This is a genomic window from Rothia mucilaginosa ATCC 25296 (genome assembly GCF_000175615.1).
Lineage (GTDB): Bacteria > Actinomycetota > Actinomycetes > Actinomycetales > Micrococcaceae > Rothia > Rothia mucilaginosa.
Genome location: NZ_ACVO01000007.1, coordinates 63,396 through 76,941 on the forward strand (window position 1 = coordinate 63,396; position 13,546 = coordinate 76,941).

General features: G+C 61.3%; 10 protein-coding genes. All 10 read right to left on the reverse strand.

The annotated features are described in order from the left end of the window. Window positions 1–21: 21 nt before the first annotated feature. The gene (truB, locus tag ROTMU0001_RS02280) at window positions 22–1,119 is read right to left on the reverse strand and encodes a tRNA pseudouridine(55) synthase TruB (RefSeq protein WP_005507907.1); all 1,098 of its coding nucleotides are present in this window, start codon (window positions 1,117–1,119) and stop codon (window positions 22–24) included. Beyond that, window positions 1,120–1,560: a 30S ribosome-binding factor RbfA gene (gene rbfA, locus ROTMU0001_RS02285; protein ID WP_005507090.1), complete on the reverse strand. Its 441-nt coding sequence runs from the start codon at window positions 1,558–1,560 to the stop codon at window positions 1,120–1,122. Between the two features lie 173 nt (window positions 1,561–1,733). After that, entirely contained in the window at window positions 1,734–4,595 is a 2,862-nt protein-coding gene (gene infB / locus ROTMU0001_RS02290; protein WP_005507908.1) for a translation initiation factor IF-2, read from the reverse strand. 219 nt (window positions 4,596–4,814) lie between these two features. Further along, window positions 4,815–5,156, reverse strand: coding sequence for a YlxR family protein (locus ROTMU0001_RS02295; RefSeq protein ID WP_005507088.1), 342 nt, complete (start codon window positions 5,154–5,156; stop codon window positions 4,815–4,817). Between the two features lie 251 nt (window positions 5,157–5,407). Further along, window positions 5,408–6,505, reverse strand: coding sequence for a transcription termination factor NusA (gene nusA / locus ROTMU0001_RS02300; protein ID WP_005507909.1), 1,098 nt, complete (start codon window positions 6,503–6,505; stop codon window positions 5,408–5,410). Between the two features lie 109 nt (window positions 6,506–6,614). Next, a complete protein-coding gene (locus ROTMU0001_RS02305; RefSeq protein ID WP_005507910.1) occupies window positions 6,615–7,286 on the reverse strand; it encodes a ribosome maturation factor RimP in 672 nt (223 codons plus the stop codon). Window positions 7,287–7,386: 100 nt separating this feature from the next. Further along, the gene (locus tag ROTMU0001_RS02310) at window positions 7,387–9,219 is read right to left on the reverse strand and encodes a proline--tRNA ligase (RefSeq protein ID WP_005507911.1); all 1,833 of its coding nucleotides are present in this window, start codon (window positions 9,217–9,219) and stop codon (window positions 7,387–7,389) included. 111 nt (window positions 9,220–9,330) lie between these two features. Then, on the reverse strand, window positions 9,331–10,503 hold the full coding sequence (locus tag ROTMU0001_RS02315) for a GNAT family N-acetyltransferase (protein WP_044142244.1): 1,173 nt from the start codon (window positions 10,501–10,503) through the stop codon (window positions 9,331–9,333). Between the two features lie 271 nt (window positions 10,504–10,774). Further along, entirely contained in the window at window positions 10,775–11,917 is a 1,143-nt protein-coding gene (gene ispG, locus ROTMU0001_RS02320) for a flavodoxin-dependent (E)-4-hydroxy-3-methylbut-2-enyl-diphosphate synthase (protein WP_044142245.1), read from the reverse strand. 139 nt (window positions 11,918–12,056) lie between these two features. After that, a complete protein-coding gene (locus ROTMU0001_RS02325) occupies window positions 12,057–13,412 on the reverse strand; it encodes a M50 family metallopeptidase (protein WP_005507913.1) in 1,356 nt (451 codons plus the stop codon). Window positions 13,413–13,546 lie beyond the last annotated feature (134 nt).

Genomic DNA, 13,546 nt, shown 5'->3' on the forward strand with positions numbered 1-13,546 from the left:
CCCATCATAAGCCTTCAACGCCTAATTGAAGGAACGATTCGCCTCAAAAACCAGCACCGGGGCGGCCTGCACCTTCCCGCGTTGCTTCTTATTCTCCAGGAGGGCAACCAGGGTACCGTCCGGGGCGAAGCCCGCCACAATACCCTCAACGCTGGCATGCTGCACCGCACCGGACTCATCCGCGCTCGCGTGCACGGAACGCTTCACCACGGACCCGTCACCGCTGGGGCTAATACGACGGCCGTAGGAAATATCGCTCGCCTCCGCGGCAGAGAGCTCACGCGCACCAAAGATGCGGCGTGCTGCCTCCTCCAGGGGAAGCAGCGGCAAATCTTCCAGCGGTGTCTCCGATTCTTCACGGCGCTGCTTCAACTGCGCCAAATCGGCTGCGTCCTCAAGCACCACGGCACCCACACGGGTACGGCGAAGAGCCGTCAGGTGGCCACCGGTGCCCAGAATCTTGCCCAAATCACGCGCCAGGGCACGAATGTAGGTACCCGAAGAGCACGAAACCGTCACCTTGCAGTCAATCACGGGAACCGAGGTTGCCGCGTGTTCGCCCTCATTCTCGGGGTCCTCAATCACGTACTCGGCAAAACCAGGGTTGATGGCATGTACCGTGAACTCGCTGATCGTCACCGGACGCGCCGCCAACTCAACCTGCTCACCGCTACGCACACGCGCATACGAGCGAACACCGTTGATCTTAATAGCGGACACCGCAGAAGGAACCTGCAGAATATCGCCGCTGAGCTGCGCCACAGCCTCCAGGATGCGCGCACGCATCTGCTCAGCGTCCAAACCGGTCAGCGCCTCAACGGCATCCGGATGCGCGGCGGTGTGCTCACCCTCGGCGTCCTCAGTCAGCGTCTCAATACCCAGGCGAATCGTCGCGTCATAGGTTTTATCCTGACCGACCAGGTAGGTCAGCAGCTTCGTTGCCTTATTGATGCCCAAAATCAGCACACCGGTCGCGGCGGGATCCAGCGTACCGGCGTGACCAACCCGCCGGGTGCCAGCAATACGACGCATCTGAGAGACCGCGTCGTGGCTGCTCATCCCGGCGGGCTTATCAATGACCATCAGGCCGGACGGGCCCTGAGGTTGCTTCTTCGCCACTTAGGCGTCCTCACCCTCGGCAGGCTCGTCCTTCTTGTAGGGGTCAGCCTCACCAGCGTACTCGGCACCCTCAGCTGCAGCAGCCAGGGCGGCGTCGCGCTCGCGAGTCTCACGCAGAAGCGCCTCAATGTGGAAGGCGTTCTCGGGAACCTCGTCAGCGACGAAAGTCAGGGTGGGGGTCAGGCGGGCAGTGATGTTCTTACCCACCTCGGCGCGCAGAATACCCTTAGCGGATTCCAGCGCCTTCTTGGTGTTTGCGGCGTCCTCTTCGGAGCCGAACACGGTGTAGTACAGGGTTGCGTGCTGCAGGTCGTTGGTCACGCGGGCATCGGTAATGGTCACAAAACCGAGGCGGGGATCCTTAACACGACGCTCCAGCGCCTTCGCCACAATTACCTTGATGCGGTCGGCAAGTCGTGCCGCGCGGGCTGCATCAGCCATGTGTTTCTCCTTGAAATCTCGTGGTGCTTCCGCGAACACTCGGGGTGTTACGGAGGCGTTCCAGGTAATGCGGAAGCGCCCGCCCCGCCAGCATCCGCCCCTCAGGCTCTATTCTCTAGAAGCCTGCGGGTGCGGGAACACTAGCGGGTGACGGGCGCATCAGCGTGTGAGTCTTAGACACGCGGCTTTTCGCGCATCTCCCAAGTCTCGATAATGTCGCCTTCCTTGATGTCGTTGAAGGAGCCGAGGCCAATACCACACTCGAAACCTTCGCGAACCTCGGTAGCGTCGTCCTTGAAACGACGCAGCGACTCGATGGTGAGGTTGTCTGCCACCACGGAACCATCGCGCACCAGGCGTGCCTTGGCGTTGCGCTTGATGATGCCGTTCTTGACGATCGAACCTGCGATGTTGCCCCACTTGGAGGAGCGGAAGACCTCGCGGATCTCTGCGGAGCCGAGCTCCACTTCCTCGTACTCGGGCTTGAGCATACCCTTGACGGCCTGCTCAATTTCCTCAATCGCACGGTAGATGACCGAGTAGAACTTCATCTCGACGCCTTCGCGGTCGGCAAGTTCTGCAACGCGCTCTGCCGGGCGGACGTTGAAGCCGATGATGACCGCGTTGTCCACGGTAGCCAGGTTCACGTCGTTCTGGGTAATAGCACCCACACCGCGGTGGATGACGCGCAGCTGAACCTCGTCGCCACCGGCGTCGATCTTCATCAGGGACTCTTCCAGTGCTTCCACAGCACCGGAGACGTCACCCTTAATGATCAGGTTCAGGGTGTCCATCTTGCCCTCAGCCACAGCGGCATCGAAGGACTCGAGGGTCACGCGCTTACGACGCTTAGCCAGCTGAGCGTTACGATCAGCAGCCTCACGCTTCTCAGCGATCTGACGAGCGGTACGCTCTTCCTCGGTGGAGAGGAAGGTGTCGCCTGCACGAGGAACGGTGGACAGACCCAGCACCTGAACGGGGCGGGACGGGCCAGCTTCCTTCACAGCCTGACCGTTCTCATCGAACATTGCACGAACGCGACCGTGAGCAACACCGGCAACGATAGCGTCACCGACGCGCAGGGTACCGGACTGAACCAGGACGGTGGAAACCGCACCGCGGCCCTTGTCCAGGTTTGCTTCAATAGCAACGCCGCGTGCTTCCTTGTTCGGGTTAGCGGTCAGTTCGAGCACGTCAGCGGTCAGGGTGACAGCCTCAAGCAGCTCGTCGATGTTGGTGCCGTTGCGAGCGGAGACGTCCACGAACATGGTGTCGCCACCGTACTCTTCGGGGATCAGACCGTATTCGGTGAGCTGGCCACGGATCTTGTCCGGGGACGCGCCTTCCTTATCGATCTTGTTCACAGCAACCACGATCGGCACGTTAGCTGCCTGTGCGTGGTTCAGTGCCTCAACGGTCTGGGGCATAACGCCGTCATCCGCTGCGACCACGAGGATTGCCACGTCGGTGACCTTCGCACCACGGGCACGCATAGCGGTGAACGCCTCGTGACCGGGGGTATCGATGAAGGTAATCGCGCGGTCTTCACCCTCAACGGTGGTGTGGACCTGGTACGCACCAATGTGCTGGGTAATGCCGCCGGCCTCACCCTCAATGACGTTGGTGTTACGGATAGCGTCCAGCAGGCGGGTCTTACCGTGGTCAACGTGACCCATGACGGTAACGACCGGGGGACGAACCTCCAGGACGTCCTCGCCCTCAGCTTCTGCTTCGGCTTCGAGGTCGATGTCGAAGGACTCGAGCAGCTCGCGCTCCTCATCCTCCGGGGAAACGATCTTGATGACGTAACCCAGTTCGGCACCCAACAGCTCGAAGGTCTCCTCGTCCAGGGACTGAGTCTGGGTAGCCATCTCGCCCAGGTGGAAGAGAACCGTAATCAGCGATGCCGGGTTTGCGCCAATCTTCTCAGCGAAGTCCATGATGGACGCGCCGCGGCGCAGACGAATCTCGGTCGAGCCGTCGCCGCGAGGAACAACCACGCCACCGGGTGCCGGTGCGTTCAGCTGCTCCTGCTCATGGCGGCGAGCTGCCTTGGACTTGCGGCCCTTACGCTTGGAGCCACCGCGACCGAATGCACCCTGTGCATTGCCGCGACCGCCGGGGCCGGGACGACCCGGACCGCGGTTGAAGCCGCCGCCAGAACCGCCGCCGCGACGTGCGCCGCCACCGTTACCGCCGCCGTTGTTGGAACCGGACGCGCCGCCACCAACGTTGGAAACCTTGGGCATCATCGAGGGGTTCGGGCGTGCGCCGCCGCCACCAGTCGGACGGGGTGCACCGGGACGTGCGCCAGCCGCCGGACGGGGGCCACCGTTACCACCGGGACGTGCGCCACCTGCGGGGCGGGGACCGCCGTTACCGCCGGGGCGTGCGCCACCATTGCCACCGGGACGACCGTTACGTGCCGGACGGGGACCGCCGGAACGCTGGGAGTCGCCGCCGCCACGCTTCATACCCTGCTGGGATGCGAAGGGGTTGTTACCGGGGCGAGGACCGGGCTTGGGGCCGGGCTTCGGAGCGGCAGGCTTGGGTGCTGCCGGCTTCGGTGCAGCCTCGGGGCGTGCCATGCCCTGCTGGGATGCGAAGGGGTTGTTACCCGGGCGGGGGCCGCCGGGCTTGGGTGCTGTTGCTGCCGGCTTTGCGGCGGGCTTAGCTGCTGCAGGCTTGGGAGCTGCGCTCTCAGCTGCTGCGGGCTTAACTGCAGGCTTGGGTGCCGGCTTAGCGGCAGGCTTTGCCGCTGCGGGCTTGGGAGCCGGCTTAGCGACAGGCTTAGCCGCTGCGGGCTTGGGTGCCGGCTTAGCCGCCGACTCCGTTGCTGCCTTTGCAGGTGCTGCCTTTGCGGCAGGCTTAGCGGCTGCGGCGGGGAATTCCGCGCGCAGCTTCTTCAGAACCATGGGGTTCAGGGTGGAAGAGGAGCTCTTAACGAACTCGCCCATATCCTTGAGCTTGGCGATAACTTCCTTGGAAGGTACGCCTACTTCTTTAGCAAACTCGTGTACTCGAGGCTGAGCCAAATTTTCTCCATTCCCGGTCCGCACCGGGAATGGTGCGGACACTAATGTTTACGGGGTGCACGCCCGAAGGCGCGCCAATTCGTGAAATTGCCGGTGGGTGAGCACGAAAGGGTACTCATTTCGCGGCACTCATTAGATATCCATCAGTTTTCTGACTCGCTTTCAGATAAGAAGTCGTCAAACTCGTTGACTTACAGAGGGCATATACCCGAAAAGCGTCTATGAGGGGGTCGAGTCCGCAATAACGGCTCGAATCTGCTCACAGCACGCCTGCAACTGGGCTGCAGGGACCGCTTTTTTGAAGGCGCGCGCCAGACCGTTCTTTTTCTGCAGAGCGGCTACGCACTTTTCGCTCGGATGAATCCAAGCGCCTCGCCCGGGCATAGTTCCCGCCGTATCGGGCTGATAGGGCGGGGTGTCCGCCTGCTCGGTAGCAGACGTGACGGGTGTGCGGGCGATGCGCAGCAGGTTGCGCTGTTCATCGCGGGCACGGCATCCGATGCAGGTGCGGACCGGTCCTTCAAACGCTTCGGAGGTTGCGGTGAGGTCGTGATCGCTCATGGTCCTCTCCCCTCTCTAGCGTGTGTAGAACCGCGTTCGCAGTACATTCGTGATGCTCCATCCGGTGCGTGCGAGGGCGCGTTAAAGCGCCCGGTTACGCACCGGTACATCTTAATAGTGTATCCCGTTTTTAAGAATCATGGGCAAAACTGTGACGCAGGCGCAAGAACACCGGGCACGAACCTGCCCGATCTCTTGCGCCTGCATCAAAAGGATATGCTGCGGGATACGCCCCTCACCGGGGCTAATGCTTATTCAGCGTCCTGTGCGGACTCTTCTGTTGCTTCTTCAATTGCCTTCTCAGCGGAAGCTTCTTCAGCCAGGCTACGAGCCACGCGAGCTGCAACCTCTTCCTCGGCACGAACCTGAGCGTACTTAGACTCGGAGAGAATATCGATACGCCAGCCGGTCAGCTTCGCTGCCAGACGTGCGTTCTGACCCTCACGGCCGATAGCCAGGGACAGCTGGTCATCCGGAACCACGGCACGAGCGGAGTACTCACGCGGGTTCGCGATAATGACCTCGGTGACCTTCGCCGGGGACAGCGCCGCAGCGATGAAGGTTGCCGGATCGGTCGAGTAGTCGACAATGTCAATCTTCTCGTCGTTCAGCTCGGCAGCAACCGCACGCACGCGGGCACCCATATCGCCGATGCACGCACCCTTAGCGTTAATGGTCGGGTTCTTCGCGGACACAGCAATCTTGGAGCGGTGGCCAGCTTCACGTGCGATGGAGTTAATGGAAACCAGGCCCTCAGAGATTTCGGGAACCTCGTGCTCGAACAGGCGCAGAACCAGGTTCGGGTGCGAACGAGAAACCACAATCGAGGGACCCTTCGGGCCGCGGCGAGCCTCAACCAGGTAGGCGCGCAGGCGGGAGCCGTGCGGGTACTTCTCGCCCGGAACCTGCTCGTTGCTGGGCAGAACAGCTTCAACGGTGCCCAGGTCAACCTGAACCATACGCGGGTTGTTGCCCTGCTGAATCACGCCGGACACCAGGGTGCCCTCACGGTCCTTGAACTCACCCAGAACGGATGCGTCCTCAGCGTCACGCAGACGCTGCGAGAGCACCTGACGGACGGTTGCGGCAGCGATACGGCCAAAGTTGTTCGGGGTATCGTCGAACTCGTCAATCTTCTGGTTATCCTCATCAAGCTCAGGAGCCAGAATGACGAACTCGCCGGTGGTGTGGTCGATGACGGCACGAGAACCCTTAATGGCGCCGGGCTGCTTCATGTACGCAAGCAGCAGGGCGTTCTCAACCAGGGTGAAGAGCTCCTCCATGACGAGAGAGCGCTGCTTCGCCAATGCGCGCAGTGCGCCCAGGTCAATAGTTTTAATATCCTCCACGCTTTTCAGCCTTTCCCAGTTAGCACGGCGCCGGGACGCTCAATGCGCCCCGGCTCCCGAACGGTATATACCTGACACGGAACACCCCGTGCCTGAAGCTTTAATAACTCTATTCTACCGGCTCAACGGACGAATTGAAGTCAATCTCGACGTGAGCAGAAGCAATATTTTCCCACGGAAGCAAGCTCGGCTCGTGGTACGACTCCTTCTGACCCTTCTTCGTGTTCTTCTTACGAGCCAGCACCGGACCCTCGTCCTGCACCTCGTGCAGACGCGCCAGGTACTCGGTGCCGTCGGGTGCGGTGACCGCGATCAGACGGGTGCGGGCACGCTCCCAGTGGCGGCGCTCGGTCAGGGCGCGGGTAGCACCGGGCGAGGACACCTCCAGCTCGTAGGGGAAGAACTCGTCGTTCTCATCCGCACGGTCCAGGGCGCTCGAAATCGCACCGGAAATCTCCGCGAGGGAATCCAGCGACAGCGAATCGGTACGCTCAGCGGTGTAGTCCACCGTAATCTTCACGGTGCGGTTCGCCGCCGGACCCGAAATCTTCAGGCCCTCCAGCACCAGCGAGAACTCGGAGATAACCGGGGCAATCGCCTCGGCAACCTCTTCCTCACGAATTGCGCGGGTACCCACGCGCACCGGTGCCTCCACCACGGGCTCACTCTCAACGCGAGTGCGGGGAGTGTTCACACCATTCGCCACGCGGGATGCGGCACGGCGAGCGCGCGCATTCGGGGCGCTCTTCTTAGAGCCAGAACGCTTCGGCTTGTATGCCATAGTTCTCTTCTTTCATTCTTCCGCCGTCTACCCTGCCCCACCTCCTGGGAGGTAGGACAGGTGGCGACGGGTTTACGTCTTTGCGGGCTAGTGGCGTACCTTAGGCGCCGCGCACCTCAGCAATGACCTCAGCCACCGCGTTCTCGACGGACACCTCGCGAGCCTCACCGCTACGGCGGTCCTTCAGCTCCAGCACGCCGTCCTTGAAGCCGCGACCAATCACCAGGATGGTGGGCACACCCAGCAGCTCGGCGTCGCCGAACTTCACGCCGGGGCTGGTCTTCGGGCGGTCGTCCAGCATGACCTGCAGGCCGGCGGATTCCAGGGATGCGCTGAGCTCTTCAGCGTACTCGTGGGATGCTGCCTCCTTGCCGGTGATGACGATGTGCACGTCTGCCGGTGCCAGGTTACGCGGCCAGATCAGGCCCTTCTCGTCGTGGTTTCCCTCAGCGATAGCGGCAAGTGCGCGGGTCACGCCCACGCCGTAGGAGCCCATGGTCACGGTCTGCAGCTTGCCGTTCTGGTCCAGGACCTTCAGGCCCAGTGCCTCAGCGTACTTGCGGCCCAGGGCGAAGATGTGGCCCATCTCGATACCGCGGGCTGCGACCAGCTCGCCGGAGCCGTCCGGTGCCGGGTCGCCTTCGCGCACCTCGCACGCCTCGATCACGCCGTCGGCGGTGAAGTCGCGGCCGAAGACCAGGTTCGCCACGTGCTTACCCTCTTCGTTTGCGCCGGTCACCCAGCGGGTACCGCGCACCACGCGGGGGTCAACGAAGAAGGGAATGCCGGTTGCGGAAGCCACCGCATCCTCGTCCTCGGTGTACGCACCGAACAGGGGCGCGTCCAGGCTCAGGCCGGGGCCAATGTAGCCCTTGACCAGCTGCGGGTATGCTTTCAGGTCCTCTTCGCTGGCTGCCTCAACCTCAACCTCGCCGCCGATGCCCAGCAGGGCGCCGATGTTGACCTCAACGCGGCCCAGGTCCACGGCACGGTCGCCGGGAACGCCCACGGCGAAGACCTTACGCTCGCCGGAGGGGGTGATGACGGTGCCCAGGAAGCACTTGAGGGTCTGCGAAGCTTCCAGGGTGCCGCCGGTAACCTCGGAGTGTAGCTCGTTCATGCGCTCCACCAGGGTCTCAATGGTGGCGGAGTCGGGGGTGTCCACAACGAGTGCCGCCGGGGTGTCCTCGGTGATTTCGATTTCCTCGGGAACCACGGTGGTGACGGCCTCAACGTTTGCCGCGTAGCCGCCCGCGGAACGCACGAAGGTGTCCTCGCCGATGGGGGTCGGGTGCAGGAACTCTTCACTGCGGGAGCCGCCCATCGCACCGGACTGTGCGGTCACAATGACAATCTCCAGGCCCAGGCGCTCAAAAATGCGCTGGTAGGCGGCGCGGTGCGCCATGTACGCCTCGTTCAGGCCCTCATCGTCAATGTTGAAGGAGTAGGAGTCCTTCATGACGAACTCGCGGCCGCGCAGCAGACCCGCGCGGGGGCGCGCCTCATCGCGGTACTTGGTCTGAATCTGGTACAGGTAAACCGGCAAATCCTTGTAGGAGGAGTACAGGTCCTTGACCAGCAGGGTGAACATTTCCTCGTGGGTGGGTGCCAGCAGCATGTCGGCGCCCTTGCGGTCCTTGAGGCGGAAGAGGTTATCGCCGTACTCGTCCCAGCGGTTGGTTGCCTCGTAGGGTTCGCGGGGCAGCAGTGCGGGGAAGTGAACTTCCTGCGCACCGATGGCGTCCATCTCTTCGCGGATGATGTTCTCGACCTTGCGCAGTACCTTCAGGCCCAGGGGCAGCCAGGTGTACACACCGGGGGCTGCGCGGCGGATGTAACCGGCGCGGACCAGCAGCTTGTGGCTGGCGACCTCAGCGTCTACGGGGTCCTCGCGCAGAGTGCGCACGAAGAGGTTGGAAAGGCGAAGTACCACGATTCTCCTTGAAAGGTCGATAGGTTTAGGTAGGGTGCCCGAGGCTCACCGGGTGAGCCGTAAATAGGCACAGTCGTCTTTAATTTTATAGCGTTTTAGGGTTCGGCGTGTTTAGCGCTCAAAAATGATGGTCGAGAACTGCCCAATCTGCTCCCAACCGGTCCCCCGGTACATGGCAAGAGCACGGGCGTTATAGTCGTTCACGTACAGGCTCAAGTGCGGGTAGCGGCGCTGCAGAACCTGCGCGGCGGCGGCAAAGAACGGCTTAGCCAGACCGTAGCCGCGGTAGTCCGGATGCAGCCATACACCCTGCACCTGCGCGGCGTCCAGGTTCACGATGCCCGCATCCGCCTTGAAGATAACCCGCCCATTCACATCGGTGACAATGGCGCTACGCTGACCGGCAATGAGCGTGCGCAGGCGCGCCGCATAGCCGTCACCGTAGCGAGCAACCGGGTCGAAGCCGACCTCCTCGGTGAACATGGCGGCCGCGGCGGGCAGAAGCTCCCCCAGGTCCGCGGAGGTGGCGAGGCGCGCATACCCGGCAGCCTCACCGCTGAGTTGGACAGCACCGGCGGGGCTCACCCCCGGCTTGAGGGGCTCGGGTTTGAGAGGCGCGGGCAGGTGCGCCGGCAGCTCAGGAAGCTCCACCTCGTAGAAGCGGGCGAGGTCCTTCTCCGGCGGCAGATACAGCAACGGCTGATTGGGACGCTCCGACAGAACCCGCGCACGGTGATCGCAACCGTCACCCAGGCTCGGCTGCAGCATCTGCAACAGCGAGCTCTTATCGCCCCGAGTCTGCTCGCACAGCTCCTGCATGCGCGTCCACAGGGGTATCACGAAGACGCTCTCACCGAACATGGAATCCAGGCGAGAACCCACCTGCAGTAGCAGCTGAGCCAGCGCGTCACGATGCGCGAGCGCCGTAGCATCCAGCGCCGCAGTGTCCGGGACGGGGGCATCCGCCGCTTCAACAACGGGAGAATCCACATCGTGTTCAGCGTGTTCAACCGCGACGTGTTCAACAGCGGCACCGCACAGCCGCACCGGCACCACATTCGAACCCAGCAACAGCACACAGCACAGCTGCCCGTCACGCTCACAACCCACAAAACCCTGATAGTAGTGCAGCGGAATACGCGGGGACCTCACCGGAAGAGGGCACGCCAAATAATGCTCAATGGAGTACAGATTCGGGACCGGGTCACTGAACAGGACCTCCTCCAGCTCATCGCACCACCGAGCATCCAGAGCAAAAACGTGTTCCTTCACGCGATCAGGCATAGGGGAAGAATCCATCGACGAAACAGCAGCACGCCGGGCACGTTTAGCCTTACGGCGGCGAGAAAAAAGAGTGAACATGACCTGTTGAGTGATAGAGAATGAGCGACAAAAAATAAGTGAAAATACGGGGACACGCACCCCCGAAAAAGTAGCCGAATCCTGCGGCCACAACCGGCAGCGGCAAACACCAAGCCTGCCACCACCCTAACCGGACATAACCGGAAAAGCGCGGAGGCGCCCTCACCAGGGCGCCTCCGCGCACAAAAGCTAACTAGCTTACCGAAACAGCCGGGGAACCCTCGGGAACATACTCGCCCGAAGCCTCCATCTCAGCAGCAATACGGGTCGCCTCTTCAATCAGAGTCTCAACGATCTGATCCTCAGGCACAGTCTTAATGACCTCACCCTTCACAAAAATCTGGCCCTTACCGTTACCGGACGCAACACCCAGGTCAGCCTCACGAGCCTCACCCGGACCGTTCACCACGCAACCCATCACGGCAACACGCAGCGGAACCTTCATGTGCTCCAGGCCCTTAGTCACGTTCTCAGCAAGCTCCCACACGTTCACCTGCGCACGACCACACGACGGGCAAGACACGATATCCAGCTTGCGGGGGCGAAGGTTCAGCGACTCCAGGATCTTGGTGCCCACCTTCACCTCCTCAACCGGAGGAGCAGACAGCGACACGCGAATAGTATCGCCAATACCCTGAGACAGCAGAGTACCGAACGCCACCGAGCTCTTAATGGTGCCCTGGAACGCCGGACCAGCCTCAGTCACGCCCAAGTGCAGGGGCCAGTCACCGCGCTCAGCCAGCTGACGGTACGCCTCCACCATCACCACAGGGTCATTGTGCTTCACAGAAATCTTGAAATCACGGAAACCGTGCTCCTCAAAGAGCGACGCCTCCCACACAGCAGACTCAACCAGAGCCTCCGGAGTAGCCTTACCGTACTTCTCCAACAGACGCTTATCCAGCGAACCAGCATTCACACCAATACGCAGAGAAACGCCGTGGTCCGAAGCCATCTGAGCGATTTCCTTCACCTGGTCGTCGAACTTACGGATATTACCCGGGTTCACACGCACAGCACCGCAACCAGCCTGAATAGCCGCATACACGTACTTCGGCTGGAAGTGAATATCAGCAATCACCGGAATACGGGACTGCTTCGCAATAATGGGCAGAGCCTCCGCATCCTTATCAGTCGGGCACGCCACACGCACAATATCGCAACCGGCAGCGGTCAACTCAGCAATCTGCTGCAGAGTCGCACCAATGTCGTGGGTCTTAGTGGTCGTCATCGACTGCACCGAAATCGGAGATTCAGAACCAACACCGACAGAACCCACCTTAAACTGGCGAGTCTTACGACGCGGGGACAGAACCGCGGGAGCGGGCTTCGGCATACCAAGGCTGACCGACAAGGTTTTCCTCCATACATGGGTTATGAAGGACGTACGACGCATCCTTCGTTCAACTTTTTATTGTGCCACTGACGCGAAAGAAAGCACTAATACGGGTACCCTTACCGCGTGCAACAACACACTAAAACAGGGTGATGGGCTTAACAATATCCGCCACAATCAGAATGACAGACATCACAATAAACGCGCCCGCCACCACATACGTCAACGGCAACAACTTCACCGGATCAAACGGACCCGGATCCTTACGCCCAGTCAAACGTGCAAAGAAACGACGCACACCCTCCCAGAGCGCACCCAACACGTGGCCACCATCCAGAGGCAGAAGCGGAATCAGATTAAACGCAAAAAGCATCAAATTCATATTCGCCACCAGCGAGACCAGCATCGCGGCCTTCGACTTCAGGTCAATGCGATCGGTGGCCGTCACCTCACCGGCAATACGACTCACACCAACCACAGACACCGGCGACTCAACACTACGCTCACCACCAGTCACCAAAGTCACCGTCAACTCCCACACACGCTGCGGCAACGACAACATCGACGAACCCACACGAGAGAGCGTATCGCCCACCATCGCAGGCACCTCAGTAATAGAACCAGGCACCAACTCACTCGACGGCGAAACACCCACAAAACCGCCACGAGTCGTCGCAATCGAACCATCCGCAGCACGCGCATACTGGCCCTTACCATCAGAAACCGGGCGGATCATCTCAACCGGAGTCACCGACAAATCCAGACGCTGACCATTACGCTCCACCGTCAAAGTGCTCGGGTGAGAACCCGCCGCACGAATCGCCGAAGACACAGCCTCCCACGAACCCGTCGACGCACCATTCACAGCAACCACACGGTCACCCACCCGCACACCAGCAGCCTTCGCAGGCGACGGAGTGGACTTATCCGTACACTCGCCATAGCTAATCGAATCATGAGTAACATTCACGCTCGGCACGCACTCAGACACCGCCGACACCTTATTCGTCACCTGCGCCGTACCAAAACCACAAATCAGCACAGCAGTACACACCACACCAATCAGCAGGTTCATCGTCGGGCCACCCAGCATAATCACCATGCGCTTGAGCACCGGCAACTTATAGAACAGGCGGTCCTCATCGCCGGGCTTCAGGCGCTCAGCATCCGCCGCACGAGCCTCCTCAGCCAGGGATGCGAACGGGCTCGTACTCCCCGAATGACCCTCCTCATGGTGTTCCTTCACCTCAGCAGGGCTCGGCGGGTACATGCCAATCATCGAAATGTAGCCGCCCAACGGGATCGCCTTGAAACCGTACTCAGTCTCGCCGCGGCGGAAAGAGAACACGGTCTTACCGAAGCCAATCATGTACTGCGGGACGCGCACATTGAACAGCTTCGCGGGCACCAGATGCCCCACCTCGTGCAGGGCAATCGAGACGGCAATAGCGATTGCCATGAGGATAATGCCCACAGCGTACAGCAGGATTTCCACGCTTTTTCTCGTTTCGGTTCGGGGATACGAAGCTTCTAGGATACTCGCTTAGCCTGTGAAGGCGCCCTCCCCCGCTTTCTGGAGGGGCTGGATGGGGACGATAAAAGGGGCGGTGTTCGTCCTCGTTCCTACAC

Bases quoted from the DNA above. Each gene is read 5' to 3' on its own strand.
- ROTMU0001_RS02295 (WP_005507088.1), bottom strand. From the start codon at position 5,156: ATGAGCGATCACGACCTCACCGCAACCTCCGAAGCGTTTGAAGGACCG.
- rbfA (WP_005507090.1), bottom strand. From the start codon at position 1,560: ATGGCTGATGCAGCCCGCGCGGCACGACTTGCCGACCGCATCAAGGTA.
- ispG (WP_044142245.1), bottom strand. From the start codon at position 11,917: ATGCCGAAGCCCGCTCCCGCGGTTCTGTCCCCGCGTCGTAAGACTCGC.
- ROTMU0001_RS02315 (WP_044142244.1), bottom strand. From the start codon at position 10,503: ATGCCTGATCGCGTGAAGGAACACGTTTTTGCTCTGGATGCTCGGTGG.
- ROTMU0001_RS02305 (WP_005507910.1), bottom strand. From the start codon at position 7,286: ATGGCATACAAGCCGAAGCGTTCTGGCTCTAAGAAGAGCGCCCCGAAT.